Raw genomic sequence first — 25,439 nt, forward strand, 5'->3', positions numbered from 1 at the left:
GATGACCGGCACCCTGGCGCTGGTCCGGCTGATCCTGCGCCGCGACCGCGTGCTGCTGCCGGTGTGGATCGCGATCACCGCGCTGCTCCCCGCCGGCATCGCCGCCGCCACCACCGACCTGTACGCCGACCAGGCCGCCCGCGACGCATTCTCCGCCGCCTCCATGAGCAACCCCGCCCAGCTCGCCACCCGCGGCGCCATCTACGCCACCGGCGTCGGCGGCCTGACCGCCTGGACGCTCGGCTCGTCCCTCGCCCTGATCGGCGGCCTGGTCAGCATCCTGCTGGTGACCCGGCACACCCGCGCCGAAGAGGAGACCGGGCGGCGCGAACTGCTCACCTCGGGCGTCGTCGGCCGCCACGCCCCGCTCACCGCCGCGCTCACCGTCGTCCTGGCCGCCAACCTGCTGCTGGGCCTGCTGTCGGTGCCCGGCCTGGTCGCCACAGGCCTGCCCGCCGGCTCCTCCCTGCTGTTCGGGCTGTCCACCGCCGCCGGCGGCTGGGCGTTCACCGCGGTGGCCGCGCTCACCGCACAGCTCACCGCCTCGTCCGGCACAGCGCGCGGCCTGGCCGTCGCCGCCGGCGGGCTCCTGTTCGCGCTGCGGGCGCTGGCCGACACCACCGGCGAGCCCGCCCTGGCATGGCTGACGCCGTTCGGCTGGGTCCGCCTGACCAGGCCGTACGCCGGCGACCACTGGTGGGTGCTGAGCCTGGCCGCGGCCTTCACCACCGCCCTCGTCGCAGCCGCCTACGCCCTGTCCACCCGCCGCGACCTCGCGGGCGGCCTCCTCCCCACCCGCCCAGGACCCGCCGCCGGCGGCCCCTCAGGCGCGTTCGGGCTGGCCGGACGGCTGCACCGCACCACCCTCACCGGCTTCGCCATCGGCTTCGGCCTGCTCGGCGCGCTGCTCGGCGTCTCGGCCCGCGGCCTGGACACCCAGCTCGGCACGCCGCAGCTCCAGGAGCTGGCCGCGACCGTCGGCGGACCGGGCGCCCGCGTCTCGGAGGTGTTCTTCACCTTCGTCATGTACGTCCTCAGCCAGCTCGTAGCCGGAGCCGCGCTGGTCTCCGCCCTGCGCGCCCGGGGCGAGGAGGCGGCAGGCCGGGCCGAGCTGCTGCTGTCCACCCCGGTCAGCCGGCTGCGCTGGGCGCTGAGCCACCTCGCCTTCGCCACCGGCGGCCCCGTGCTGCTGCTGGGCGTGCTCGGCGCGGCGGCCGGGCTCACCAGCGGGGACGTCCCAGGGGTCACCGTCGCGACGCTGGCGTACCTGCCGGCGGTGTGGACCGTGGCCGGGATCGCGACGCTGCTGTTCGGGGTGCTGCCCCGGCTGGCGGCGGCGGTGAGCTGGACGGCGCTCGGGCTGTTCCTGGCCGTGGATCTGCTGGCGGAGTTCGAGCTGGCCGATGGGGTGGTGCTGACGCTGTCGCCGTTCGTGCACGTGCCCGCGCTGCTGCTGGACGGGCCCCGGTCGCCGGTGATGCCACTGGTGGGGCTGACCGTGCTGGCGGCAGGCCTGGCAGCGGCCGGGCTGGCGTCGCTGCGCCGCCGCGATCTGGCACCCACAGCCTGAACGGACCCCTTCGCCGGAATACCGCGTGACCTGCCGCTGTTCACGCCACCAAGTTCAAACTTAAACTTCTGACGAAGGGAATTTCCGATGGCCATCGCCTTCATGCTCATCATGAGCCTCATCGTGGGCGGCTTCCTCACCGGCGCCATGATCGCCATCGTGCTGAACGGCATCCGAGACCACCAGTGGCCCGTCCTATGGCGGCGACGCGTGGTCTACCGCGGCTTCATCCCCCGCTGAACACCCATAACCTTGATCCATGGTGCGCTTCGCGATCGGCCTGCCCAACGTCGGCGAGTTCGGCGACCCGACCCTCCTCACCGAACTCGCCGTCACCGCCGAAGAACACGGCTGGGACGGCGTCTACCTCTGGGACCACCTCCTCTACCACGACCCCGGCTGGCCCGTCGCCAACCCCACCGTCACCCTGTCCGCCATCGCCGCCCGCACCCACCGCGTCCGCCTGGGCATCCTCATGACGGCACTCCCACGACGCCGCACCCAGACCGTCGCCAAGGAGACCGCCAGCCTCGACCGGCTCTCCGGCGGCCGGCTCGTCTTCGGCGCCGGCCTCGGATCCATGGACACCGAATACACCGACTTCGACGAGAACCCCGACCTCAAGGTCCGCGCCGCCAAACTCGACCGCGGCCTCGACGACCTCACCCGGCTGTGGCAGGAGCTCCCGCCAACGCCCGTCCAGCACCCCCGCATCCCCATCTGGATCCCCGGCCGCTGGCCCACCCGCGCCGGGTTCCGCCGAGCCGCCCGCTGGGACGGCGCCATGCCCACCTTCCACGACTACGGCCAGGACCGCCCCGTCCCACCGGACGAGTTCGCCCGCGTCGTCGACTTCCTCGGCGAACAGCGCGGCACCCTCGACGGCTACGACATCGCCCTCGAAGGACGCGCCGCCGACGGCTTCGTCGACGCCTACACCGCAGCCGGCATGACGTGGTGGATCGAGGCCATGGGCTGGTGGCGCGGCGGCGTAAACGACGCCCGAGCCACCATCACCGCCGGCCCACCCCACTAAGCACACAACCCGGGACATACCCCTCCACCAGCCAAAACTACAGAGCGCGGCATCCCCCGCACCGGCCCCCGCCACCTATAAGGTGCCACGCGGGCCGCACACGACAAGGGGATGCCGATGCTCGACCACACCACCACCACAGGCACACCGCAAACCGACCCCCACACCCTCGACCTCGACCTCGCCGCAGCGGGCGTCGTCGGCGTCATCATCACCTGGGCCGACAACAACGGCATCCCCCGCTCACGCACCGTCCCCATCGAACAACTCACCGCCGCCACCCAACGCGGCCTCGGCATCACCCCGCTCTTCGCCGTCTTCGACTCCCACGACACCATCACCTTCGACCACCCACCACTCGGCACCCCCTCCGGCGACATCCGCCTGTTCCCCGTCACCGACCGCATCGTCCAGCTCGCCGGACAACCCGCCTTCGCCTGGGCCCCCGGCCGCCAGGTCGCCGCCGACGGCTCCCCCTGGCCCTACGACCAGCGCACCGCACTCGAACGCCAAGTCGCCCAGGCCGCCGAGATCGGCATCCAGCTACGCGCCGGATACGAAATCGAGTTCCACCTCAGCGCGGCCGGCGACACCGACGACGACCCCCACCCCATCTACGACGGCCCCTCCTACGGCCCCACCAAAATGCTCGCCGTCGACGCCTTCGCCGAACAACTCCTCAGCGACCTCGTCCGCAACGGCATCCCCATCGGCCAGCTCCACGGCGAATACGGCCCCGGCCAGTACGAACTCAACATCGCCCCCACCGACCCCGTCACCGCCGCCGACCGCCAGCTCCTCACCCGCCAGACCATCCACGCCGCCGCCCGCGCCCACGGACTACGCGCCGCCTTCGCCCCGCTCGTCACCTCCGGACACGTCGGCAACGGCTGGCACCTGCACACCTCACCCTCCCGCGCCGGCACCAACCTCCTGTCCGGCGGCGACGGCCCCGCCGGCCTCACCCCCGAAGGCGCCGCCTACCTCGCCGGGCTCCTGCGCGACCTGCCCGCCATCGTCGCCATCACCGCACCCAGCCTCTCCTCCCTGCAACGCCTGCGACCCGGCTACTGGTCAGGCGCCTACACCTGCTGGGGCGTGGAGAACCGCGAAGCCGCGCTCCGCCTCGTCCCGTCCACCCCACTGCTCGGCCCGCAACACGCCAACGTCGAGCTCAAGCCCTCCGACGCCGCCGCCAACCCCTACCTCGCCCTCACCGCCGTCATCGCGGCCGGCCTGGCCGGCATCGAGGACGGCCTCACCCTGCCCGCCCCCGTCCAGGAGGACCCGGCCACCTGGAGCGACCAGCGGCGCGCCCAGCACGGCGTCCACCGGCTGCCCACCACCGTCGAACAGCAACTCGACGCACTCCAGGGCAACCCCCGCATCCGCGCCGCGCTCGGCGACGAGATCGTCGGCGCCTTCCGCGCCGTACGCACCTCCGACGCCAACCGCGCCGCCGACCTCGACCCCGCCGACGTCATCCGCGCCTACCGCTGGCTCTACTGACCACTCCCGCTTACGCCACCGGCTCGCACGACTACTGGTCAGGCGCCTACGTACGCCCACCGCCGGCTCCACCGACCCTTCACCCCTTGCGCCCCACCGCGCACACCGCACTGACCACGCCCGACGACGCCTGCGGCGGCCCCGGCCGCCACAGCGGCGTCGGCACCACACCGGGAGGCACCAGCTCCAGCCCCTCGAAGAACCTGCCGGACGGCAACGCCTTCACGAATCGCCGCACCAACCCCGCGCCTTTACATTGTAGATTCACTGCTGGAGCAGGTCGAGCACCGCGTTGACGGCCGGGGTGGCGGTGCGGATGAGGGCGTGCGTGGTCCTGGTGATCTCAACAGTGGCGATGGCCCGCAGCACCACCCCCTCGGGGACGCCGACCACGGTGGCGACCAGCTCGGGGACGAGGCCCGCGCCCAGCCCTTCCCGCACCATGCGCAGCACGAGCGCGTAGTCGTCGGCCGTGTGGACGACGTTCGGCCGGAAGCCCGCCAGGGCGCAGGCCCGGTCGAGCATCTCGTGGTCGCTGGTCCCCTCGGAGCCCGCGATCCAGGGCGCTTCGCGCAGCGCGCGGAGGTCGATCTCGCCGGCCGCCGCCGGATGGCCGGCGGGCAGCGCCATCAGCATCGGCTCGACGCCGAGGAACCGGCGCGTGACCCCGGCCGGCGGCTCCTGCGGGATCAGGCTGTAGGTGAACGCGACCGCCACGTCGCACGTGCCCGCGCGCAGCGCCTCGACCGCTTCGCGCGGTTCCAGCTCGTGCACGATCACGTGCAGGCCGGGATGGCGGGCTCTGGCCGTGGCGATGGCGGGCAGCAGCCGGGCGACGGCCGCCGTGGCGAAACAGGCCACGCTGACCGGCCCTCGCGGCGTCGAGGCCGAGCGGAGATCCTGCTCGGCGGCGTCCAGTGCGTTCAGGACGACGCGCGCGTGCCCGACGAGCCGCCGCCCCTCGGCGGTCAGCCGGACCCGCCGCCCCGCCCGCTCGAACAGCGGCACCCCGGCCTCCCGCTCCAGGGCGGCGAGCTGCTGCGAGACGGCGGACGACGTCAGGCCGCACACCTCGGCGACGGCCGTCATCGTGCCGTGCTCGGCGAACTCGCGCAGCAGGCGCAGCCGGACCGGATCCAACATCAAGCACATCTTATAGATCAGTGCAGAAATACTAAGTGGACGTTGCCGTTCGGTCCGGTCGAAACTGTCGGTCCACCCACTGATGAGGAGAGCGACATGCTGACCGTTGTAGAGGTGCCGCAGTGGCGGGGATCGTTGTCGCCCACCGCCCCCCGGCTGGCCGAAGGGGCCGCCCGGCTGGCGGCGATGGTGCCGGGGGCGTCCGCGCACGTGCGGGTCGGGACCGGTGACACCCTCGCGGAGACGGCCGCCCGGGTACGGGAAGCACTCCCCCGTGACGGGTTCGTCGTCACGGTCGGCGGTGACTGCGGCGTCGAGCTGGAGCCGGTCACGGCCGCGCTGCGCCGGCGCGGCGACCGGCTGCACGTCGCCTGGTTCGACGCCCACGGCGACATGAACACCCCGGAGTCCTCGCCCTCGGGCGCCTTCCACGGCATGATCCTGCGCACGCTGCAGGGCGAGGGCCCCGACGATCTCGTCCGCTCCCCCGTTCTGCGCCCCGGCCAGATCGCGCTGGCGGGCACCCGCGCGCTGGACCCGGCCGAGGCCGACCACATCGAGCGGGCCGGGATCGGCGGCCTGGACTCCATCGGCCCTGACGCGGTCGTCTACGTGCACGTGGACCTCGACGTGCTGGACGGGATCACCTCGGTCGGCTACCCCGAGCCGGACGGCCTGTCCGCTGAGGCTCTCGCCGAGGCCGTCGAGGGGCTCGCCGCCCGGCACGAGATCGCCGGGCTGGGCATCACCGAGTACGCGCCCGCCGATCCGCGCGACGAGAAGCTGCTGCGGAAACTGGTCCCCCGGCTGGTCGAGGCGTGCACCGCCTGAAGGTGCCCACCCTTGTTGGCCAACAACCGTTGACACCGATGCGGAGGCGGTGGTTAAGTTGTGCCAACAAGCGTTGACCTGAAGGGAAGGCGTCATGGCCGAGGTGATCATCGTAGGGGCAGGCCCCACCGGGCTGCTGCTCGCGGGGGACCTGGCGGAGTCGGGCATCGAGGTCACGGTCCTGGAGCGCCGTGACGGCAAGGTGTCCAACCTGTCCCGCGCGTTCGGCGTGCACGCCCGCACCCTGGAGCAGCTCGACGCCCGCGGGCTGGCCGACCGGCTGGTGCCCATGGGCGCCGCGCTGAGCAAGGTGCGGCTGTTCGAGCGGGTGGAGGTGGACCTGGGCACGCTGACCAGCCGCTTCCCGTTCCTGCTGATCACTCCGCAGTACAACGTGGAGCACCTGCTGCTGGAGCGGGCGCTGAAGGCGGGCGTGGAGATTGTCTACGACGCCGAGGTGCTCGGCCTGACCCAGGACGCCACCGGCGTCACTGTCACCACCCCGGCCGGCGAGCGCCGCGCCGCCTACGTGGTGGGCGCCGACGGCTACCACAGCGCGGTGCGCCAGGCCGTCGGCCAGCCCTTCGCCGGCAAGTCCGTGCTGAAGTCCATCATGCTCGCCGACGTGAAGGTGGCCGAGCAGCCGGCCGAGATGCTGACCGTCAACGGGGTGGGCGACGCGTTCGCGTTCGTCGCCCCGTTCGGCGACGGCTACTACCGGGTCTTCGCCTGGGACCGCCGCCACTCCGTGCCCGACGACGCGCCGCTCGACCTGGACGAGGTGCGCGAGGTCACCCGGCACGCCCTGGGCACCGACTTCGGCATGCACGACCCCCGCTGGCTCTCGCGCTTCCACAGCGACGAGCGGCAGGTGCCCGAGTACCGGACGGGCCGGGTCTTCCTCGCCGGGGACGCCGCCCACGTGCACTCCCCCGCCGGCGGCCAGGGCATGAACACCGGGCTGCAGGACGCCGCCAACCTGAGCTGGAAACTCGCCGCGGTGCTGCGCGGCGCGCCCGAGGCGCTGCTCGACACCTACCAGGCCGAACGCCACCCGGTCGGCCGGTCGGTGCTGCGCAGCAGCGGCGCCCTCATCAGGGCCGCCATGATCGAGTCGGCCGCCGGGCGCGCCATCCGCGGCTTCGCCGCCCGCCAGGCGCTGTCCATCCCCAAGATCCACAAGAAGATCACCGGACAGCTCACCGGCATCGGCTATCACTACCCGGCGCCCGAGCACGCCCACGAGCTGGTCGGCACCCGCGCCGGCGACCTCCCGCTCGCCGGCGGCGACCGCCTGTACGAGGCGCTGCGCGAGCGCCGCTTCGTCCTGGTCGGCGACGCCGACGTCACCGGCTGGCAGGACCGGGTCCGGGTGGAGCCGCCCGCTGAGCCCGGCGGCCCCCTGGTGCTGGTCCGCCCCGACGGGTACGTGGGCTGGGCGGGCACCGGCACCGCCGATCTCCACCGCGCCCTGACCGAGCTCGCCGGCCCGCCGGTGATCCGCTAGCCGGGCGGCACAGGGGTAGTGTTCGCATGAGGAGGGTCCGGAGGCGTGGCCGCGACCGATCACCTGCTCAAGGTGAGGTGAGTGAGCCATGGCTTACATGTCGAACCTTCTGACGCACGACCGCTGGGCCGTCGTCCGCGTCACCGGCACCGCCGACGACCGGCGGATGCCGGCGCTGCGCGCCCAGCTCGACCAGGCCGTGGACAGGCATCCGCGGGTGGCCGTGGACCTGTCCGGCTGCCGGCTGACGGGCACCCGCTGGATGAGCGTCCTGCTCGGGGCCGGGCGGCGCGCCCACGACCGCGGCCACCTGTTCGCCGTCGTCAGCCCTCCGCCGCACGCGGCGCGCCTGTGCCTGCCGGTGCTCGCCAGGGGCGGGCGGCTGCTGCTGTGCGAGCACACGGAGCAGTTGCCGAGGCTGGAGCGACCCCACTAAAAGGACGAGTACCAATAAATCGGCGGGAACCCGTCGAGTCCGTACGACGTCCAACCAGAGCTAGCGCCCGCGCCGGGCATCCACGCCACCGACTTGGCGGTGCCGGCGCCGTAGTCAGACGTGTTCGCCTACGACCAACGACGCGAGTCAGCCCTTTTCGTACGCCGCCGTGGCGATCGCCGCCATGCGCCGGGGAGGACTCCCGTCCCCGATCCGTTCCCACCGACACCCGTGGAGGACCAGGTGACGCCCATGCAGCCGGACGAAAAACGTCCCCGCCACAGGCGGATCCCGCAACATCTCCTGAAGATCGCCACCATCGCGATCGTCGCGGGCAGCGGCCTCGCGGTGACCGTTTCGGCCTCCGCCGCCACCCCGGCCCCGTCCCCGACCGAAACCCCCACCACCACGCCGACCGCACCGACCACCACGCCGATCCCCACGACCACGCCGACCGCGACGCCGATCCCCATCGAGCAGCTGCCGCCCATCAACCCGCTGGCGTTCATCGGCACGATGCACGGCGAGTTCGCGGTCGCCACCAAGGACGGGTGCGGCACCGTCACGCTGATCACCCAGACCGGGCAGGTGACCGCGCTGACGGTCGACTCCATCACGGTGCGCAGCCAGGACGGGTTCGAGCAGGCGTACACGATCGAGGACGCCACCCGTCAGCCCCGGGTACGGCTCCGCGACGGCGAGGAACGGCAGATCGCGCAGGACAGCTGGGTGTCGGTGACGGCCACCACGGACGGGCAGACGGCCAGGGCGGTCTACATCCTCGACCTGTCGCAGCCCATCCGGCTCTACCCGCGGAACAAGAGCGAGTGGCGGCGCGCCAAGCAGTGGTGGGGGATCGTGCCGAACTGGCAGACCCCGGCGCCGTGCCCCACCCCGACCCAGACGGTCACGCCGACCGACGTCCCCACCGAGCCGCCGACCTCGGCGCCGACGGAAACACCGACAGAAACGCCTACGGAAACGCCGACCGAGACGCCAACCGAGACACCGACAGAGACGCCAACGGAAACCCCGACGGAGACGCCGACCGAAACTCCGACCGAAACTCCCACCGAGGAGCCGACGGAGACCCCGACGCCGGCCTCCTGACCTGATCCGTGCGCTCGTGCAGTTGATCGGCGCATGTCACCCGGGCGGCCACCCTCACCCGAGCCCGCTCAGAGCGCCCGCAACTCGGCGACCGCCTCCTCCAGCGTGGGCCGCAGCTCCAGCACCCGGTCGAGCCCGCGCTGCCGGAACACCGCCCTCATCAGATCCCCGGTCGCGCACACCAGCGCCAGCCCGCCCAACTCGAGCGCGTGCCGGTGGGTGGCGAGCAGCACGGTCAGCCCGTACGAGTCGGCCGAGGTGAGCGCGCCGAGGTCGATCGCCACCCGGGGCAGCGCCCTGGCCAGGGCGGACTGGAGCAGGGGGCAGGTGTCCATGTCGAGCTCGCCGCTGACGGTGACCACGGTGACGTGGGAGTCGAGCTCGGTCTCGGTGATCCGCAGGCGTTCCGTCATGGGGCGCCTCGCTGGAGGCATGGGCCGCCTCGCTGGTGGGCCTCCGTCAACCAGGTGATCATCGTGACGACTCTATCCGGATCCCGGCCGGTCGCCGTCCGCGGTTGGCGTACACGCTGCCGTTTCTTGACGACGCCCGCGCGCGGTCACCATGAGGTCACTGTGAGATCACGGCGCGGTGAGATCATGGCGCGGTCAGCGCCGCGTCGAGGTCGGCCCCGTGCCGCTCCAGCCACGCCTCGCGCCGCTTGATCCGGTCGCCGATGCCGTCCTGCCACATGCGCGCCCACCCGCCGCCCAGTTCCTCGGCGTTCTGCCGCATCAGGACCCACGACCGCCGCGTCCGCATGACGGCCACCTCCACCACCCGTGACCGGTCCACTTCCGACATTCCGTACGCGTCGGCGAGGATCCTGCACCGGCGCGGCACGTCCACCTCCCGCAGCAGCGGGTCGGCGTCGGCGGGGTCGCCGAGCGGCGCCCAGTACAGCATCGCGTTGCACAGCTCGTCGGCCCTGGTGACGGGCTTGGCGAGGTCGAAGTCGATCAGCGCCGCCGCCTGCCCGTCGCGGAAGACGATGTTGTCCGGCGTGTAGTCCATGTGGCCCACCAGCTCCGCCGGGTACGGCGGCGGGGGCGGCGTGCCCGGCGGCTCCGTCACGCCGATGCCCGGCCGCACCCCGTCCGGCACGGCGAAGCCCGCGACGGCCTCGTGGTAGGCGCGCACGAGCCGCCCCACCGAGGCGAGCCGCCCCTCGTCGGCGATCCACGGCGGGCGCGGCCGTCCGGCGACCTCGCCGGGCAGGAAGCTGAGCACCTCCCGCCCGGCCGCGTCCACGCCGAGGAACCGCGGAGCGCCGTCGAATCCCGCCTGCTCCAGGTGCCGCAGCAGCGCGTGCACGAGCGGCGCGTTCGGGCCGACCGGGCGGCGGACGGTGTCGCCGACGCGCACGACGCCTTCGGTGACGTCCCCGCCGGCCAGCGGGATCTCGGCGTGGGGCTCGGACGGCTCGGCGTAAGTGATCGCGTTCATCGCACCTCAGAGGACGGTCGGGGAGCCCCCATGATCGCATGCGACGGGGGTGAGCAGCGGCCGCTTGGCCGTCCGGCCGTCGCCCGAGGAACGCCCGCGCAGCCGCCGCCCGATCCACGGCCCCGCGAACGTCGCCACCCACCGCGCCTCGGTCGCCGCCGCCCGCCAGACGCCCGGCGCGGGAAGCAGCGGCAGCGGCGCCATCCACGTGTCGTCGCTGCCCGGCACCTCCAGCGCGTGCGCCACCGCGGCCGCGAACCTGGCGTGCCCCGCCGGGCTGGCGTGGAGCCGGTCACTGCTCCACATGCGCGCATCGGTGATGTACGTCAGCGGGAAGGTGTCCACCAGGGTGACCCCGTGGCGGGCGGCGGCCTTCCTGATGCGCTCGTTGACGTCCAGGACGCGCGGAACCAGCCGCCGGGCCAGCGGCGCGATCTTGCCGATGTCCGGGAACGTCACGGTGACCACGTGCGCGCCCGCCCCCACCAGGGCGGCGAACATCTCCTCCAGCACCCCGGCCACCCGCGCGGCGTCGAAGCCGGGGCGGATCACGTCGTTCATGCCGGCCATGACCGTCGCCAGGTCGGGCCGCAGCGCCAGCGCGGCGGGGAGCTGCTCGTCGCGGATCTGCTCGGCGTTCCTGCCGCGCACGGCGAGGTTGGCGAACAGCAGGTCCGGCTCGGCGCGGGCCAGGTGCTCGGCGAGCCGGTCGGCCCAGCCGCGGTGGCCCAGGACGTCGTCGCCGTCGCCGAGCCCCTCCGTCTGGCTGTCGCCGAGGGCGACGTACCTCGTGTACCTCATCGCACCCTCCTTTTCGCGCGTTCCTCCAGCGTCCGCGCGGTCTCCAGGCACCAGTCACGCATCTCCCGCTCCAACCGGCAACCGGCCAGGCAGGACAGGTAGGGGCCGACCCGCTCGCCCGCGCGCAGGAACTCCTCCTCGTCGAGGTCGCCGCGCAGCCGCCGCAGGGTCTGCTCGAAGAAGGCCAGTCTGGCGGCGGCCTCCTCGGCGCGTTCCCGTAGCTGGGCGATCAGCGGGGCCGCGTCCACCAGGTCGGCGGCGTGCACCTTGACGGCAAGGTCGTCGCGCAGCAGCAACGGCTTGGCGGGGGTGGCGGCGAAGGCGGCCAGCTCGTCCAGGCCGGCCTGGGTGACCTTGAACACCCGCTTGTTCGGCCGGCCCCGCTGGACGACCTCGCGCCCCGCGACCAGGCCGTCGGCCTCCAGTTTCGTCAGCTCGGCGTAGAGCTGCTGAGGGGCGGCGTACCAGAAGTTGGAGACGCCGACGTCGAAGATCTTGGTGAGCTGGTAGCCGCTGTACTCGCCGTCGAGCAGGGCGGCCAGCACGGCGTGCCGGAGAGCCACTTCGCTAGTCATCTCCATTACTACTCATGTCGATGACTATAAGCTCCTTGCGCCGGTCGCTGCAAGGGCGACGCCTTTACGTTGTAGATCACTGAAAAGTCACCGGTCGGAAGTCGTACGTCATCCGCTCCCCTCGCCTCCGACGTAGAAGAGGCATACCGAAGCGAGGAGATCCGAGATGCGCACCACTCGTACGACGATGCGGCCCAAGCCGGCACGCCCGCGTCCGAACCTGGATCTGCGGACGCCGTCCGGGCGCCGGCTCCCATACTGAGCCGCCCGCCTCCGGACCACGGAGGCGGGCACACCGTCAATCGGGGCGAGCGGCCGCGATCACGCGCGTCAGCGACTCGTGCAGCCGCTGCAGCTCCTCCAGGCTCATGCCGAGCCGCGCCACGATGGCGGGCGGGATCTTCTCCGCCTGCGCCCGCAACGCGCGCCCCTCAGGGGTGAGAGTCACCGCCAGGGCACGCTCATCCTTGCTGCTGCGCTCGCGCCGGATGTAGCCGAGCACCTCCAGCCGCTTGAGCAGGGGCGACATGGTGCCGGGGTCGAGCTGGAGCAGCTCCCCCAGCTCCTTGACCGACAGCGGCTCCCGCTCCCACAACGCCAGCATCGCCAGGTACTGGGGATGCGTCAGCCCCATGGGCTGCAACAGCGGCCGGTAGAGCGCGATCACGCTGCGCGAGGCGACGCTGAGGGCGAAGCACACCTGCCGGTCCAGCGCGAGCAGATCTGTCGTCTCCGTCACAGCCTCCATCGGCGCGCACCTCCGTCGTTCCCTGGTAGTTTACTTGGTGTACAAACCATTAGGGCACAAACAGATTTTCGGCGGGTTGGAGGACTCCCGTGTTTCACCGCAAGCCGCTGGAGGAGCGCATCGCCGAGCGCCAGGCCAAGTTGCCGCCCCTGAAGGAGGGCAAGCACTTCGAGCACGGCCCGGCCAAGTTCGTGTTCGTGTCGCTGCTCGTGGCCGTGGCGCTCATGCACGTCGTCGGGCTGGCCGTCGTCATGCACTTCTACTCCTGACGGGACGGCCCGCCCCGCGCTCAGCGGCGGCGGCAGATCATCATCTCGGTCGTCGGGCTCTCCCGCAGCAGCCGGACGAGCCGCCGTTCCAGCGGGTAGAGCAGCGAACCCGCCATGCCACCGGTCCGCTCGCTCAACGTGACCGCGCGCAGCAGGCCGCCCCACAGCTTGCGCCAGACGGGGTTCGCGTCGACCTGGGCGTTCATCAGGACGAGCATCGGCATCCGGCGCATGACGTCGAAACCCGCCTCGTCCAGAGCGTGCGTGATCCACGGCAGCGTGTGGTTGACCTGGTGGTCGCCCCGTTGCTCGGGCCGCTGCAGGAAGTTCTCCGACAGGACGAAGATCCCGCCAGGACGCAGCGCCGCCGCCACCGAGTGCAGCGCCGCCCGGTAACGGGCGTCGTCGGTGATGTGGAAGAGCATGTCCATGGCCGAGACCGCGTCGAACGAGCCGGGCTCCAGCACGTCACCGGGCTCGGCGATGTCCACCTCATGGAACTCCACGCCGGGGAAGCGCCCGCGCAGCCGCTCCACCGCCGCCGCCGTGAGGTCGCAGCCGACGATCGACTTGACGCCCAGCCCCTGCCAGCGGCGCACGTAGAAGCCCGTGCCCGAGCCGATGTCGAGCACGCGCGCGTCCGGCAGGTGCAGCGGGATCGTGGCGGCCTCGCGGTCGAAGACCTCCGCGCGCACGCGGTACATCCAGGTGTTGAACGCCCGGCCGAGCGCCGCGTAGCCGACCCCGCTCTCGGTCCAGTCGGACTGCAGGCGGCGCTCCCAGAAGCCTTTCAGCTCACCATGCGTCTTCATCCGGCCAGGCTAACCGTCACGGCCGCACGACGCCCGCAGGTCAGGCGATCTCGACGTGATCCAGCTCGGCCCAGCGGTTGTGGTACTGCAGGCGCAGCGTGTTCCAGCCGCGGGTCAGCGGCAGCGACGCCGTCACCTGCCGCCAGACGTCCCAGCCGTGGTGGAGGTAGTCGAGGGTGAAGCGGGTGGAGCCGTTCACCGTGACGGCGTGCTGCGCGTCGCCGTAGCCGGCGGCGTAGGTGACGTGCGCGGTGAAGCGGCCGGTCCGCGGCGCGTAGACGCGCAGGTCCACGAAGCTGTCCGGGTGGTCGAGGCCCGCCACGACCGTGCCCTGCGAGGCGCCCACGGCCCCCGGGCGCACCCGCGCGTGGTTGACCCGCCCCGCCTCGGCCTCGTAGCGGACGCGAGGGGCCGCGCGGCCGTCCGCCTCGGGCGGGGCGTCCAGGGTGCGGGTGCCGCGGAAGGTCTCGCCGGTGATGCGGTAGCCGTGCGCGGCCTCCGCGCCGGTGTGGGCCGGGCCGACGTCGAGGGTGTCCGTGGTCGTCCAGGCGCCGTCGGACTGCTGGCCGACCGTGTAGCCGAACTCGTTGAAGTCCCACTCGGACGAGACGAACGCGGTGGCGACGGTCAGCGAGCCGCGGCCCGCGGTCAGGGACGGCGGGAGGTCGAGGTGCTGGTCCGCCCACCCGGCGGCGCCGTCGGGCAGCGGCTCCCAGTGGCCGGCTGAGACGCCGTTCACGGTGATGGCGGCGCGTTGCCTGGAGACCTGGGCGTCGAGGCGGCGGATCAGCCGGACGGGGCCGCCGGCCGGGTCGATCCTCATCGTGAAGCTGCTCGAACCGCCTGGGCCGAAGGCCCGGCCGTCGTCGGTGCGGGTGTTCCTGCCGCTCGTCCAGGCGACCGCGGTGATCGTGGACGCGATCGCGACGGCGACCAGCGCCGCCACCAGCAGCAGCAGGGGCGTCCTGCGCCGCTTCGGGGCGGGCCCTGCGACCGGCCCCGCGACCGGCCCCGCGTCGCCCGCCGTCCCCGCCTCACCCGCCGCGGTGGCGGGCATGCGGGCCAGCCGTACCCGCTCCCAAGCCCTCTCCCAGGCAGGCAGCCGCTCCTCGGGCACCTGGCAGGCGCGCAGGAAGGCCACCATCACCGCCTTGCGCGGAAAGCGCCGCCCCGCCAGCATGTCGGCGCACGTGGCGCGCGGCAGCCGGGTGCCGCCCGCCCGGTCGGCGCGCGCCTGCAACTCGCGCAGCGACACGTCCGCCCGCGCGAACTGCTCGGCCAGCAACGCCACCAGCTCCGCATGGCTGTGCACCGTCTCCGGCGCGGGCCCGCCCTCCTGCCCCGCCGCCGGCGGCCGCGTGTTCGTCGGCCCCGCGCTCGCCGGCCCCGCGCTCGCCGGCCCCGCGCTCGCCGGCCCCGTGTTCGCCGGCCCCTCGGACCCTGGCCCGCTCCTGACCCCACCCACGCCGGAAAGTATACGAACCATTACGCACCGCGTCCGGGTCTGGCCGCGAACTGTCCGAGTCCGGCGCTCTCCCGGACCACCTCGGACGAGTCCGCACGGGTCCGTCCGCCTCCCTGTTGGACACCCCGCCGGCCCCGTTCAACTGGGACAGCGCCGCCCGGGAACCCCCGGATCGCGGTCGACCCACTCGAGAAAGCAGCACCACCATGCGTGAGAACCTCCGTCAGGCCGCCACCCGCACGTCCCGTCTTCGCAGCGCGCTCGCCTCCTGCGGCGTCACGGCCGTGGCGGTCGTCGCCTCGCTGTCCCTGCCTGCCTCCGCCGCCACGCAGCACTCGGCGGCCACGGAGCTGGAGCGCGCGAGGGCGGCGTGCCCGTCCGGTTACGTGTGCATCTACCCGGACGCGTCCGCCAGCGGCGACCCTGACATGTACTTCGAGTACGGCTCTTACAACCTGGAGAACGTCTTCGGCAACCGCCTGGTCGTCAACAACCAGACGGGCGGCGCGGGCGTCCGCTTCTGCAAGTCCTACGGCGGCCAGAACTGCGGCGACCGGTACGCGCCCGGCGACTATGTCCTGAACCTGTCGCCGATCAACTCCATCATGCTGGAGCCGTAACCAGAGCCGGTCAGGCCGGGCCTTCCCCCTGAGGCCCGGCCTGACCCGTCCGCCGGGAAAGACGCCGCGGACCAGCCCCCACCTCGGCAGACAACCGCTGGTTGTGCCCGCGGGCGCGTCCGTTGTTTGAGCGCGCTCCCCTCCCCCGTGTTGGATCGGCATCCGGTTCGGTGCGATCGGGGGAGCGGGATGGCGGGCGGCGACGGTCTCGGGCGTGACTTCGGCCGGTTACAGGCGGCGTACGCGACCAGCTCCCTGGGGACGTGGCTGGCGCTGGACTCGCTGCCGCTGATCGCCGTCCTCGTGCTGGACGCGAGCGCCGCGCAGCTCTCCTGGATGGCGGCGGCGGCCGGGGCGGCCGGTGCTCTGCTGGCCGTGCCGCTGGGGCCGTTCGTGGAGTTCCGGGCGAAACGCCCGCTGATGGTGCGCGCCGACCTGGTGCGTTTCCTCGTGCTCATGAGCGTGCCGGCCGCGTACCTGCTGGGGTTGCTGAGCTACGCGCAGCTCCTGGTGGTGGCCGTGGTGGTCGCGGTGTCGGACATCGTCTTCGTCGGGGCGAGCGGCGCGCACCTGAAGGCCCTCGTCCCCGACCGGCAGCTCGTCCGGGCCAACGGCCGGTTCGAGACGATCATCTGGGTGTCCACGGCCGTCGGCCCGCCGGCCGGCGGCGCGCTCGTCGGCCTGCTCGGCCCGGTCGCCACGGTCGTACTCAACGCCGTCAGCTACGCGCTGTCCGCGCTCGGCATCCGCGCGATCGCCGCGCCCGAGCCCGCCCCGCCCGTGCGCGAGTCCGGCGGCTCCCGGATGGCGCAGGTGGCGGCGGGCTGGCGCGTCATCGCCGCCGACCGGGACCTGCGCCTGCTGTTCGCCAACACCGTGCTGGTGAACGCCCTGATCATGGCCACCGCTCCGCTGCTGCTCCACCTCATGCTGCACGACCTGGGCTTCACGCCGCTGGAGTACGGGCTCGGCTTCGGCGTCCCCTGCCTCGGCGGCATCGTGGGGGCGCGGCTGTCGCGGCCGCTGGTGCGCCGGTTCGGGGAGCGGCGGATCCTGCTCGGGTTCGGGGCGGCGCGGGCGCTCTGGCTGGTGGGGCTGGCGTTCGTCGGGCCGGGCACGGGCGGGCTCCTCGTCGTGATGGCGACCGAGATGGCGATGATCACGTGTGTGGGCGTCTTCAACCCGGTCCTGGTGACGTACCGGATGCGCAGGCCGCCTCGGGAGACGCTGGCCCGCGTGCTGACCGCCTGGACCATCACCGGCCGCGCGGTCACCGCCGCGGCCACCGCTCTGTGGGGTGTGCTGGCCGGGCTCGCCGGCGGGCGGGCGGCGATCGCCGTCGCGGGCGTCCTCCTCATCGGCACCATCGCCCTCCTGCTGCCGTTGACAGGTTCTCAAAAAGTGTCAATGTGACGGACATGGCGGTGGACGAGCGGGAGCGCGAACAGGCGATCCTCGACGCCGCGGCCGGTCTGCTGCTGCGGCTCGGCTACGACAAGCTGACCATGAGGGACGTCGCCGAGGCGGCGGACCTGCACCGGGGCCTGCTCTATCTGCGCTTCAAGTCCAAGGACCAGCTCGTCGAGGCCGTCCTGGTGCGCGAGCTGGGCCGCTACGCCGAGACGTGGCGCGGGCACCTGGAGGCCGATCCGCGGGGCGGTGACGTGGCCGGCGTCTACCGGGCGATGGTGCACGTGCTGAAGACGCTGCCGCTGGCCGCGGCGATCAGCGCGCGGGATCCGGTGGTGTTCGGCAAGTACCTGCGCAAGCCCAGCAGCCTCTTCCAGCGGCGGGCGGGCGCGTTCGGCATGCGGGAGTTCCTGCGGCTGATGCAGGAGGCGGGCACGATGCGGCGTGACGTGGACGCGCGGGCGGTGGGGTTCATCCTGGACGCGTTGACGCCCGCGCTGCGTGAGTCCTTCATCGCCGACCGGGCGCGGCCCGCCGACCCCGACCGGCCCAGCTCGGACGAGGTGCTGGCGGCTCTGGCCGACCTGCTCGATCGTGCGCTGACGCCGCCGGGCGGCGCTGACCTCGCGGCGGGGAAGGCGCTCCTGCTGGACGGGGTGGACCAGGTACGCGCCGCGCTCGGCACGGCGTCCGGCGGCACGCCCGGCCCCGCGCCCGGCCCCGCGCCCGGCCCCACATCCAGTCGTCGTGAAGGAGAGCCGTCATGACCGAGTTCGTGCTGCCTCTGGACGACGAGCGCGCCACCTTGGAGCGAGCCGGTGGTCGTGGACGGCGAGGCGGGCACCGTCACCAGACAGGCCCGTTGACCCGGCGCGAGGTGGGAGGGGCCGGTGAGCCAGGCAGGCCCCGGTGCTCTCACAGGTCGCCCCTGCGCCAGACGTCCGCCTCGGCGCGCAGGGCGTTTTCGTCCGGAGTCCCGGGACGGGCGCGGGCGAGCCATTCGCGCAGGAGGCGGGACAGGAGGGCGGCGTGTTCGGGGCGGGCGGTGCCGTGGACGGCGAAGTACGTGACGAGCGGATCGCCCGCGTCGCAGCGGGCGCACAGCAGCACCTCGCCGAGCCCCCGCACCGGGCGGCCCGACGCGTTCGTCCAGGTGCGCGGCAGGCGCAGGACGGCCAGGATCTCGCCGGTGCGGCAGCGGGGGCAGGCAGGCGCGCCGCCCGGCAGCGCCTTCACGCGTCCCCGCCGATCGCCGTGGCGCCCAGGAGCGCCTTGATGTCGCCGTAGAAGGCCGGGCCCGGCGCGACCTGGAACGGGGCCAGGTCGAGCAGCAGGTCACCGGCGTGCCGGCGGTGCAGGTGCACGTGGACGGGCGCGCGCCCCGGATGGGCGGTGAGGATGTGCTTGAACTCGCGCACGATCCGCGCGTTCAGGTGACCTTCCCGGATCGAGATGACCACGGGCGGCTCGGCGCCGGCCGTGGCGACGTCGAGCACGGCGATCTCCTCGCCGTACACGCTGATCGTCTCGTCCCGCACGTTGATCCGGCCGCGCACGGAGATCACCCGGTCCTCGGCCAGCGCCTCGCCGTACAGCGTGTACGTCTTGGGGAAGATCAGGCACTCCACGGCGGCGTCGTGGTCCTCCAGGGTGACGATCGCCCACGGGCTGCCCTGCTTGGTGACCTTGCGTTGCAGGCCGGAGACGATGCCGCTGATCCTGACGGTCCCGTCCTGGCGTCCGGAGGCGAGCAGGTCGGCGATCGTGGTATCGCGGCCGGCGTCCAGGACGCTCTCCGCGCCGTCGAGGGGATGGCTGGAGACGTACAGGCCGAGCATCTCGCGCTCGTAGGCGAGCAGGGTGGCCTTGTCCCATTCGCCGTCCGGGACGGCGATCGAGAAGGCGCCGCTCCCGGCGGCCTCGCCGAAGAGGGTGTCCTGGCCGTGGGCCTGGTTGCGTTTGACGTCGATGACGGTGTCGACGGCCTGCTCGTGCACCGCCACCAGGGCCTTGCGGTGGTGCCCGAGCCCGTCGAACGCCCCCGCCTTGGCCAGCGACTCGATGACGCGCTTGGCGCAGACGACGGACGGCACCTTGGTGAGGAAGTCGTCGAAGCTCGCGTAGCGGCCCTTGGCCTCGCGGGTGGTGACGATGGCGTCCACGACGCCGGCGCCGACGTTGCGCACGGCGCCGAGGCCGAAGCGGATGTCGGAGCCGACGGCGGTGAAGTCGAGCCTGCTGGCGTTGACGTCGGGCGGCAGCACCTTGATGCCGAGGCGGCGGCAGTCGGACAGGTAGACGGCCATCTTGTCCTTGTCGTCGCCGACGGAGGTGAGCAGCGCGGCCAGGTATTCGCAGGGGTGGTTCGCCTTGAGGTAGGCGGTCCAGTAGGAGACCAGGCCGTACCCGGCGGTGTGCGACTTGTTGAAGCCGTACCCGCTGAAGGGCACGAGCACGTCCCAGACCGCCTTGGTCGCCTCGGCGGAGAAGCCGCGTCCGCGCATGCCCGCCGAGAACCTGTCCCACTCGGCGTCCAGCACCTCCTTCTTCTTCTTGCCCATGGCGCGGCGCAGCAGGTCGGCGGCGCCGAGCGAGTAGCCGGCGAGCTGCTGGGCGATGGCCATGACCTGTTCCTGGAAGACGACCAGGTGGTAGGTGTCGCCCAGGATGGGCTCCAGCGCCTCCGCCAGCTCGGGGTGGATCGGCTCGACCCGCTGCTTGCCGGTCTTGCGCAGCGCGTAGTTGGTGTGGGCGTTCATCTCCATCGGGCCCGGCCGGTAGAGCGCGTTCACGGCCGCGATGTCGGTGAACGTGGTGGGCTGCATGAGTCTCAGCAGGACGCGCATGCCGCCGCTGTCGAGCTGGAAGACGCCGAGCGTGTCGCCGCGGGCCAGCAGCTCGTACGTCGTCGCGTCGTCGGTCGGCACCTCGAAGATGTCGATGTCGAGACCCTTGTTGGCGCGCACGTTGGCGATCGCGTCGCCGATGACGGTGAGGTTGCGCAGGCCGAGGAAGTCCATCTTCAGCAGGCCCATGTCCTCGGCCTGGGTGAACGGGAAGCCGGTGATGATCGGCCCGCCTGCCTTGGGCTTGACCAGCGGGATCACGTCGATGAGCGGCTCGCTGGACAGGATCACGCCGGCGGCGTGCACGCCGGTGCCGCGGGTCAGGCCCTCCAGGCCGGTCGCGGTGTCGATGACCCGTTCGACGTCGGGGTCCTGCTCGTACATGGCGCGCAGCTCGGCCGCCTCGCCGTGGCGGGGGTGGCCGGGGTCGTGGATGGCCGACAGGGGGATCTCCTTGCCGCCGGCCGCGGCGGGGAAGGCCTTGGTGATGCGGTCGCCCACCGCGTACGGCAGGCCGAGGACGCGGCAGGAGTCCTTGACGGCGGCCTTGGCCTTGATGGTGTTGAACGTGACGATCTGGCAGACGCGGTCGTCGCCGTACTTGCGGGTGACGTAGTCGATCATCTCGTCCCGCCGCCGGTCGTCGAAGTCGAGGTCGACGTCCGGCATGGTGACGCGTTCGGGGTTGAGGAAGCGCTCGAAGATGAGCTGGTGCTCGATCGGGTCGAGCTGGGTGATGCCGGTGCAGTACGCGACCATCGACCCGGTGGCGGAGCCGCGTCCGGGGCCGAGGCCGATGCCGTGCTCGCGGGCGTACCGGCAGATGTCGGCGACCACGAGGAAGTAGCCGGGGAAGCCCATGGCGCCGATGACCGACAGCTCGTGATCGATGCGGTCGAGCACCTCCCGGGGCGGGTCGCCGCCGTAGCGGCGGCGGGCGCCGGCGAGCGTCTCGGCGCGCAGCCAGCTCGCCTCGCTCTCGCCGTCGGGGACGGGGAAGCGCGGGGTCAGGTCGCGGTGGGCGAACACCTCGGCGTAGTCGCCGACCCGTTCGGCGATGGCGAGGGTGTTGTCGCAGGCGCCGGGCACCTCGGAGTCCCACAGGGCCCGCATCTCGCGCGCCGTCTTGACGTGGTAGCCGCTGCCGGAGAAACGGAAGCGGTCGGCGTCGGCGAGCCGCTTGCCGGTGCCGACGCACAGGAGCGCGTCGTGGGCGGCGGACTGGTCCTCGGTGACGTAGTGGGAGTCGTTGGTGGCCAGGGGCGGCAGCGCGAGCCGCTTGCCGAGTCTGAGCAGGTCGTCGCGGACGCGGCGCTCGATGGGCAGGCCGTGGTCCATCAGCTCCAGGTAGTAGTCGCCGTCGCCGAAGAGGTCGCGGTGGCGGGCGGCCGCCTCGACGGCCCGCTCGTACTGGCCGAGGCGGAGCCGGGTCTGCACCTCGCCGGACGGGCAGCCGGTGGTGGCGATGAGGCCGGCGCCGTGCTCGGCCAGCAGCTCATCGTCCATGCGCGGATATTTCTGGACGTGTCCTTCGAGCCAGGCCCTCGACTGGAGGCGGAACAGGTTCCGCAGCCCCTCCGCGCCGGCCGCCCACATCGTCAGGTGCGTGTAGAGGCCGCGCCCGGAGACGTCGCCGCCCTCGCCGGTGTCGTCGTTCGAGCGGCGCAGGGCGAGGTTGTCGCTGTAGTAGACCGGTGCGCGGTGGTGCCGGGAGGTGGGCGCGACGTACGCCTCGATGCCGATGACCGGCTTGACGCCGGCCTTGGTCGCGGACCGGTAGAACTCATACGCCCCGTGCACGTTGCCGTGGTCGCTCATCGCCACCGCGGGCATGCCCTGCCGGGACACCTCGTCCATCAGCAGGCCGACCTTGGCGGCGCCGTCGAGCATGCTGTACTCGGTGTGCACGTGCAGATGGACGAAGGACTCCACCGATGGATCACCCCTGCTGGTTGTAGGCTCGGGAACGGCCCGCGCAATTCGACCCGAGAGCAGGTGGCGTTGTCCAACAATCGACACGCCGGTCCGGCACAACCTCCGGTTGTAGAGGAAGGTGAGGCGGACCTGGATCTCGGCGCGGTGCGCGCCTTCGTCGCCGTCACCGAGGAGCGGTACTTCAGCGAGGCGGCGGCCCTGCTGGGGGTCAGCCAGCAGGCCGTGTCGAAGCGGGTCGCGAAGCTGGAGTCCGATCTGGGGCTGAGGCTGTTCCGCCGCACGCGCGACGGAGCCGAGCTGACCGAGGACGGGCGGGCGTTCCTGCCGCACGCCCGCGCCCTGACCGGGCTCGCCGACCAGGCGCGCGAGGTGCTGCGCAGGCGGCGGCGGGCGCTGCGGGTGGACGTCCTGGACACCCGGCTGGCCCCGGTGGACCTGATCAGGGACTTCCACCGGCACGACGAGAGCGTGGAGGTGGAGATCGTCACCTCCAACGGGCTCAGGAGCGCCCGCGCCGCGCTCGACCGGGGCTCCGTGGACGCCGCCTTCTGCAGGGCGTCCGGCCCGCTGGAGGAGCTGGACGGCGTGCCGGCCTTCCTGGAGCCGGTGCACCTGCTCGTCAGCCGCGGCCATCCGCTCGCCGGCCGCGCGTCGGTGCCGGTCCCGGAGCTGGCGGGGTCGGTGGTGTGGATGCCGGGCAACGTGCCGGGCAGCGAGTGGGCCGAGTTCTACCGGCTGCTCGGCGACGCGTTCGGCTTCCGCATCGACGCCTCGGGGCCCGACTTCGGCTGGGACCACTTCGTGGCCGACGTCGGCGCGGGGCGGGGGGTGAGCCTCGTCGGGGAGACGATGCGGCTGCCGTGGCATCCCGGCACCGTGCGGATCCCGCTCGTCGATCCGGCGCCCGTGTACCCGTCCTCGCTGCTGTTCCACCGGCGCAACCGCCATCCGGTGCTGGAGGCGCTCGTCCGGTTTGTGCGGGGCAACCGGCCGCCGTTCGACCCTGCGCGGCAGTGGCTGCCCGAGGCCGACCTGGCGGTGTTCAGCTGACCTTGGGGGTGGCGCGCATGCTGACGTACACGCAGGGGGTGCCGCCGGGCAGGGTGACGAAGACGACCGGGATGTGCGCCTCGCCGTACGGGCCGCCGGTCGCGGCGAACACCGCGCGCGACGCGGACCTGGAGACCGGCACCAGGGCCGACTCCAGCGGCGGCGACAGGTGCGCCATGTCGTCCACGAACGCGTAACGCAGGCGCGGCCCGCCGTCGCCGGCCCTGAACACGGTGATGGCGACGCCTTCCCGCCGGTACGTGCCGAGCAGCGGCTCCAGGTCGATCGCGGGCGGGACGGGCGGCGGGGCGAACGGGGGCGGCATGCGCACCCCGGTCACCGCGGCGACCAGGCCGGGGATCAGCTCGTCGTACAGGCCGGTGAAGCCGCCGCCGTTGGCCAGCAGCACGGCGGCGAACCCCGCGCCGGGGATGACGCGCAGGTAGGAGTGCTGGCTGACGGCGCTGCCGTCGTGGCCGAAGCCGGGGACGCCGCCCAGGTCGTACAGGCTCCAGCCCAGGCCCCAGGCGGCGGCCGAGACGGTCCACTCGTCGGGGCTGTCCACCTCGCGCCGCCGCATGGCGGCGGCGGACTCCGCGGACAGCACGCGGACGCCGCCCGGGGCCAGGCCGCCGTCCAGGTGCATGCGGGCGAAGCGGGCGATGTCGCCCGCCGAGGCGATGATCCGGCCGCCCGGCGCGACCGAGCGCGGCATGAGGTCCCACGCCGGGGCCGGCTCGGGGTCGTGGCCCGGCGCGCCGAGGTGGCCCATGGCCACGCGGAAGCGCAGCGCCTCCTCGGGCAGCGTCACCGTGTGCTCCAGGCCGAGCGGGCCGAGCAGGCGTTCCCGCAGCGCCCGGTCCCAGGTCAGGCCGGTCAGCACCTCCACGACGCGGCCCAGCACGACGTAGCCGAGGCTGCCGTAGGAGAACGCGGCGCCGGGCGGCAGGTCCAGCGGCACGCCCGCGGCGGCCTCGGCGTAGCGGGCCAGGCAGTCGTCGCCGCGCCCGGTGTCGTGGTTGAAGTCGTTGGTCACACCGCCGGTGTGGGACAGCAGCCGCCTGATCGTGATCGCCTCGTGGCCGGGCGGGGTGAACCCGGGCAGCACGTCCGTCACGGGCGCGTCGAGGTCCAGGGCTCCCGAGTCGGCGAGCTGCATGATCAGGGTGGCGGTGTAGGGCTTGGCCATCGAGCCGGCCAGGAAGAGCGAGCCGGGCGCGACCGGCACGCCGGTGCCGCGGTGCAGCACGCCGGAGGCCAGCTCGTGCACGGCGCCGCCGGTCAGCACGGCCAGCGCCGCGCCGGGCACGCGGTGGGCGGCGCGCAGCTCGTCGAGCCTGGCCTGCCAGTGCTCCTCGTCGAACGTCATGAGAACCTCTCTCCGCACAGTGTTCGTACACCGCACACCGTACGGACAGAGAACAGTGTGCGCAACCCGCACAGCGTGCGGGAGTGTGGAAGATCACAGAAGGCCGGGATTTACCCGTATGATCCCGTCGTGGATGAGAACGCCCCCCAGGGCATCGACCCGACGGTCCCCAGCGTCGCGCGGATGTACGACTACTACCTGGGCGGCAAGGACAACTTCGCCGCGGACCGGGAGGCGGCCGAGCAGATCATGCGGCTCGCCCGCGAAGCCGGCTCCGACGTGCGCGAGGTCGCCCTGGCCAACCGTGGGTTCCTCATCCGCTCCGTACGGCACATCGCCGAGTCGGGGGTGCGGCAGTTCCTCGACATCGGCGCGGGGCTGCCGACGCAGGACAACGTGCACCAGGTGGTGCAGCGGGTCGCGCCGGGCTCGAAGGTCGTCTACGTCGACAACGACCCGATCGTGCTGACCCACGCCCAGGCCCTGCTCGCCGACAACCCCGACACGTTCTCCGTCCAGGGGGACCTGCACCGGCCCTCCGACATCCTCCAGGCCGCCGCCGCCCACCTCGACTTCAGCCGGCCCGTCGCCGTCGTGCTGGTCGCCGTCCTGCACTTCTTCCACGACGACGACGAGGTTTCCAAGATCGTCTCTACGCTGCGGGACGTACTGGTGCCGGGCGGGCATCTGGTGCTTTCGCACGGGTACGTCGAGCCGGACGAGGGCGACCCCGCCAAGCTGGCCGAGGCCCGGGGGGTCTACCGGCGGTCGGCCTCGGGGGCGATCGCCTGGCGCGACCGGGAGACGGTGCGCGGTTACTTCGACGGGCTGGAGCTGCTGGAGCCGGGGGTGGTGCCGGCTCAGGAGTGGCGCAACGACGACCCGTACCGGCCGCCGGGGCTCGCCAAGGGCGGCGTCCTCGGCGCCGTCGGCCGCCGCGCCTGAAGCCCT

26 protein-coding genes are annotated in these 25,439 nt (G+C 72.7%); 14 read left to right on the forward strand and 12 right to left on the reverse strand.

All coding sequences use genetic code 11. The features are described from left to right. The first annotated feature begins 1 nt into the window (after window position 1). The 4 genes from FXF51_RS21410 (at window position 2) to FXF51_RS21420 (ending at window position 4,115) form a co-directional block, all read left to right on the forward strand. The gene (locus FXF51_RS21410) at window positions 2–1,570 is read left to right on the forward strand and encodes an ABC transporter permease (RefSeq protein ID WP_148436305.1); all 1,569 of its coding nucleotides are present in this window, start codon (window positions 2–4) and stop codon (window positions 1,568–1,570) included. An 87-nt stretch (window positions 1,571–1,657) separates the two neighbouring features. Further along, complete coding sequence (locus FXF51_RS60880) at window positions 1,658–1,810, forward strand: hypothetical protein (RefSeq protein WP_187414486.1); 153 nt, start codon at window positions 1,658–1,660, stop codon at window positions 1,808–1,810. 19 nt (window positions 1,811–1,829) lie between these two features. Then, on the forward strand, window positions 1,830–2,606 hold the full coding sequence (locus tag FXF51_RS21415; RefSeq protein ID WP_148436306.1) for an LLM class flavin-dependent oxidoreductase: 777 nt from the start codon (window positions 1,830–1,832) through the stop codon (window positions 2,604–2,606). Window positions 2,607–2,723: 117 nt separating this feature from the next. Continuing rightward, window positions 2,724–4,115 carry a glutamine synthetase family protein gene (locus tag FXF51_RS21420; RefSeq protein WP_148436307.1) on the forward strand — a complete coding sequence of 464 codons (1,392 nt, stop codon included), beginning with the start codon at window positions 2,724–2,726 and terminating at the stop codon, window positions 4,113–4,115. Window positions 4,116–4,194: 79 nt separating this feature from the next. Here the strand turns inward: FXF51_RS21420 and FXF51_RS21425 are convergent, their stop codons facing one another. Continuing rightward, the gene (locus FXF51_RS21425; protein ID WP_262379712.1) at window positions 4,195–4,353 is read right to left on the reverse strand and encodes an SAM-dependent methyltransferase; all 159 of its coding nucleotides are present in this window, start codon (window positions 4,351–4,353) and stop codon (window positions 4,195–4,197) included. A gap of 26 nt (window positions 4,354–4,379) precedes the next feature. Further along, a complete protein-coding gene (locus tag FXF51_RS21430) occupies window positions 4,380–5,258 on the reverse strand; it encodes a LysR family transcriptional regulator (RefSeq protein WP_187414487.1) in 879 nt (292 codons plus the stop codon). Between the two features lie 96 nt (window positions 5,259–5,354). On the opposite strand from FXF51_RS21430, the gene FXF51_RS21435 reads away from it, so the two are divergent. The 4 genes from FXF51_RS21435 to FXF51_RS60885 all read left to right on the forward strand — a co-directional run bounded on the left by FXF51_RS21435 (window position 5,355) and on the right by FXF51_RS60885 (window position 9,142). Continuing rightward, window positions 5,355–6,089: an arginase family protein gene (locus tag FXF51_RS21435; RefSeq protein WP_148436310.1), complete on the forward strand. Its 735-nt coding sequence runs from the start codon at window positions 5,355–5,357 to the stop codon at window positions 6,087–6,089. Between the two features lie 94 nt (window positions 6,090–6,183). Continuing rightward, a complete protein-coding gene (locus FXF51_RS21440) occupies window positions 6,184–7,596 on the forward strand; it encodes an FAD-dependent monooxygenase (RefSeq protein ID WP_148436311.1) in 1,413 nt (470 codons plus the stop codon). A 97-nt stretch (window positions 7,597–7,693) separates the two neighbouring features. Further along, complete coding sequence (locus FXF51_RS21445) at window positions 7,694–8,032, forward strand: STAS domain-containing protein (RefSeq protein WP_187414488.1); 339 nt, start codon at window positions 7,694–7,696, stop codon at window positions 8,030–8,032. Window positions 8,033–8,284: 252 nt separating this feature from the next. After that, window positions 8,285–9,142: a hypothetical protein gene (locus FXF51_RS60885; RefSeq protein ID WP_187414489.1), complete on the forward strand. Its 858-nt coding sequence runs from the start codon at window positions 8,285–8,287 to the stop codon at window positions 9,140–9,142. A gap of 68 nt (window positions 9,143–9,210) precedes the next feature. Here the strand turns inward: FXF51_RS60885 and FXF51_RS21455 are convergent, their stop codons facing one another. From FXF51_RS21455 to FXF51_RS21475, 5 genes are all read right to left on the reverse strand, one after another. After that, the gene (locus FXF51_RS21455; protein ID WP_187414490.1) at window positions 9,211–9,555 is read right to left on the reverse strand and encodes an STAS domain-containing protein; all 345 of its coding nucleotides are present in this window, start codon (window positions 9,553–9,555) and stop codon (window positions 9,211–9,213) included. Window positions 9,556–9,739: 184 nt separating this feature from the next. Beyond that, window positions 9,740–10,588: a phosphotransferase gene (locus FXF51_RS21460; RefSeq protein ID WP_148436314.1), complete on the reverse strand. Its 849-nt coding sequence runs from the start codon at window positions 10,586–10,588 to the stop codon at window positions 9,740–9,742. 6 nt (window positions 10,589–10,594) lie between these two features. Beyond that, window positions 10,595–11,389: an SGNH/GDSL hydrolase family protein gene (locus tag FXF51_RS21465; RefSeq protein ID WP_148436315.1), complete on the reverse strand. Its 795-nt coding sequence runs from the start codon at window positions 11,387–11,389 to the stop codon at window positions 10,595–10,597. Next, window positions 11,386–11,964 (reverse strand): PadR family transcriptional regulator, encoded by a 579-nt coding sequence (locus FXF51_RS21470; protein WP_262379713.1) that lies wholly within the window; start codon window positions 11,962–11,964, stop codon window positions 11,386–11,388. Before FXF51_RS21470 ends, FXF51_RS21465 begins: the two co-directional genes overlap by 4 nt. Window positions 11,965–12,262: 298 nt before the next feature. Then, window positions 12,263–12,712 carry a MarR family winged helix-turn-helix transcriptional regulator gene (locus FXF51_RS21475; RefSeq protein ID WP_148436316.1) on the reverse strand — a complete coding sequence of 150 codons (450 nt, stop codon included), beginning with the start codon at window positions 12,710–12,712 and terminating at the stop codon, window positions 12,263–12,265. An 89-nt stretch (window positions 12,713–12,801) separates the two neighbouring features. Between FXF51_RS21475 and FXF51_RS21480 the strand changes: the two genes are divergently transcribed. Beyond that, entirely contained in the window at window positions 12,802–12,981 is a 180-nt protein-coding gene (locus FXF51_RS21480) for a hypothetical protein (protein ID WP_148436317.1), read from the forward strand. 20 nt (window positions 12,982–13,001) lie between these two features. Here the strand turns inward: FXF51_RS21480 and FXF51_RS21485 are convergent, their stop codons facing one another. After that, window positions 13,002–13,793 (reverse strand): class I SAM-dependent DNA methyltransferase, encoded by a 792-nt coding sequence (locus FXF51_RS21485; protein ID WP_148436318.1) that lies wholly within the window; start codon window positions 13,791–13,793, stop codon window positions 13,002–13,004. A gap of 40 nt (window positions 13,794–13,833) precedes the next feature. Then, a complete protein-coding gene (locus FXF51_RS21490; protein WP_148436319.1) occupies window positions 13,834–15,258 on the reverse strand; it encodes a CBM35 domain-containing protein in 1,425 nt (474 codons plus the stop codon). Window positions 15,259–15,464: 206 nt separating this feature from the next. Here FXF51_RS21490 and FXF51_RS21495 point away from each other — a divergent pair, with 206 nt between their 5' ends. The 3 genes from FXF51_RS21495 to FXF51_RS21505 all read left to right on the forward strand — a co-directional run bounded on the left by FXF51_RS21495 (window position 15,465) and on the right by FXF51_RS21505 (window position 18,055). After that, a complete protein-coding gene (locus FXF51_RS21495; RefSeq protein WP_148436320.1) occupies window positions 15,465–15,878 on the forward strand; it encodes a hypothetical protein in 414 nt (137 codons plus the stop codon). A 189-nt stretch (window positions 15,879–16,067) separates the two neighbouring features. Continuing rightward, a complete protein-coding gene (locus FXF51_RS21500; protein ID WP_148436321.1) occupies window positions 16,068–17,291 on the forward strand; it encodes an MFS transporter in 1,224 nt (407 codons plus the stop codon). Between the two features lie 5 nt (window positions 17,292–17,296). Continuing rightward, complete coding sequence (locus FXF51_RS21505; RefSeq protein WP_262379730.1) at window positions 17,297–18,055, forward strand: TetR/AcrR family transcriptional regulator; 759 nt, start codon at window positions 17,297–17,299, stop codon at window positions 18,053–18,055. 148 nt (window positions 18,056–18,203) lie between these two features. Here the strand turns inward: FXF51_RS21505 and FXF51_RS21510 are convergent, their stop codons facing one another. Beyond that, window positions 18,204–18,524, reverse strand: coding sequence for a DUF6300 family protein (locus FXF51_RS21510; protein WP_148436323.1), 321 nt, complete (start codon window positions 18,522–18,524; stop codon window positions 18,204–18,206). Next, a complete protein-coding gene (gene dnaE, locus FXF51_RS21515; protein WP_148436324.1) occupies window positions 18,521–22,066 on the reverse strand; it encodes a DNA polymerase III subunit alpha in 3,546 nt (1,181 codons plus the stop codon). Before dnaE ends, FXF51_RS21510 begins: the two co-directional genes overlap by 4 nt. A gap of 69 nt (window positions 22,067–22,135) precedes the next feature. On the opposite strand from dnaE, the gene FXF51_RS21520 reads away from it, so the two are divergent. Next, on the forward strand, window positions 22,136–23,119 hold the full coding sequence (locus FXF51_RS21520) for a LysR family transcriptional regulator (protein ID WP_222871397.1): 984 nt from the start codon (window positions 22,136–22,138) through the stop codon (window positions 23,117–23,119). On the opposite strand, the gene FXF51_RS21525 is transcribed toward FXF51_RS21520, so the two are convergent. Beyond that, complete coding sequence (locus FXF51_RS21525) at window positions 23,112–24,488, reverse strand: serine hydrolase domain-containing protein (RefSeq protein WP_148436326.1); 1,377 nt, start codon at window positions 24,486–24,488, stop codon at window positions 23,112–23,114. The genes FXF51_RS21520 and FXF51_RS21525 overlap by 8 nt on opposite strands. Before the next feature lie 129 nt (window positions 24,489–24,617). On the opposite strand from FXF51_RS21525, the gene FXF51_RS21530 reads away from it, so the two are divergent. Then, window positions 24,618–25,433, forward strand: a complete 816-nt coding sequence (locus FXF51_RS21530; RefSeq protein ID WP_262379714.1) for an SAM-dependent methyltransferase — start codon at window positions 24,618–24,620, stop codon at window positions 25,431–25,433. Window positions 25,434–25,439 lie beyond the last annotated feature (6 nt).

This window comes from Nonomuraea sp. PA05 (genome assembly GCF_008086045.1).
Taxonomy (GTDB): Bacteria; Actinomycetota; Actinomycetes; order Streptosporangiales; family Streptosporangiaceae; genus Nonomuraea; species Nonomuraea monospora.

Excerpts from the sequence above, each read along its gene's own strand:
- FXF51_RS21485 (WP_148436318.1), bottom strand. The coding sequence starts at position 13,793 with ATGAAGACGCATGGTGAGCTGAAAGGCTTCTGGGAGCGCCGCCTGCAG.
- FXF51_RS21420 (WP_148436307.1), top strand. The coding sequence starts at position 2,724 with ATGCTCGACCACACCACCACCACAGGCACACCGCAAACCGACCCCCAC.
- FXF51_RS21500 (WP_148436321.1), top strand. The coding sequence starts at position 16,068 with ATGGCGGGCGGCGACGGTCTCGGGCGTGACTTCGGCCGGTTACAGGCG.
- FXF51_RS21430 (WP_187414487.1), bottom strand. The coding sequence starts at position 5,258 with ATGTTGGATCCGGTCCGGCTGCGCCTGCTGCGCGAGTTCGCCGAGCAC.
- FXF51_RS60885 (WP_187414489.1), top strand. The coding sequence starts at position 8,285 with ATGCAGCCGGACGAAAAACGTCCCCGCCACAGGCGGATCCCGCAACAT.
- FXF51_RS21505 (WP_262379730.1), top strand. The coding sequence starts at position 17,297 with ATGGCGGTGGACGAGCGGGAGCGCGAACAGGCGATCCTCGACGCCGCG.
- FXF51_RS21455 (WP_187414490.1), bottom strand. The coding sequence starts at position 9,555 with ATGACGGAACGCCTGCGGATCACCGAGACCGAGCTCGACTCCCACGTC.
- FXF51_RS21440 (WP_148436311.1), top strand. The coding sequence starts at position 6,184 with ATGGCCGAGGTGATCATCGTAGGGGCAGGCCCCACCGGGCTGCTGCTC.
- FXF51_RS21410 (WP_148436305.1), top strand. The coding sequence starts at position 2 with ATGACCGGCACCCTGGCGCTGGTCCGGCTGATCCTGCGCCGCGACCGC.
- FXF51_RS21445 (WP_187414488.1), top strand. The coding sequence starts at position 7,694 with ATGTCGAACCTTCTGACGCACGACCGCTGGGCCGTCGTCCGCGTCACC.
- FXF51_RS21435 (WP_148436310.1), top strand. The coding sequence starts at position 5,355 with ATGCTGACCGTTGTAGAGGTGCCGCAGTGGCGGGGATCGTTGTCGCCC.
- FXF51_RS21470 (WP_262379713.1), bottom strand. The coding sequence starts at position 11,964 with ATGACTAGCGAAGTGGCTCTCCGGCACGCCGTGCTGGCCGCCCTGCTC.
- FXF51_RS21460 (WP_148436314.1), bottom strand. The coding sequence starts at position 10,588 with ATGAACGCGATCACTTACGCCGAGCCGTCCGAGCCCCACGCCGAGATC.
- FXF51_RS21415 (WP_148436306.1), top strand. The coding sequence starts at position 1,830 with ATGGTGCGCTTCGCGATCGGCCTGCCCAACGTCGGCGAGTTCGGCGAC.
- FXF51_RS21475 (WP_148436316.1), bottom strand. The coding sequence starts at position 12,712 with ATGGAGGCTGTGACGGAGACGACAGATCTGCTCGCGCTGGACCGGCAG.
- FXF51_RS60880 (WP_187414486.1), top strand. The coding sequence starts at position 1,658 with ATGGCCATCGCCTTCATGCTCATCATGAGCCTCATCGTGGGCGGCTTC.
- FXF51_RS21525 (WP_148436326.1), bottom strand. The coding sequence starts at position 24,488 with ATGACGTTCGACGAGGAGCACTGGCAGGCCAGGCTCGACGAGCTGCGC.
- FXF51_RS21465 (WP_148436315.1), bottom strand. The coding sequence starts at position 11,389 with ATGAGGTACACGAGGTACGTCGCCCTCGGCGACAGCCAGACGGAGGGG.
- FXF51_RS21495 (WP_148436320.1), top strand. The coding sequence starts at position 15,465 with ATGCGTGAGAACCTCCGTCAGGCCGCCACCCGCACGTCCCGTCTTCGC.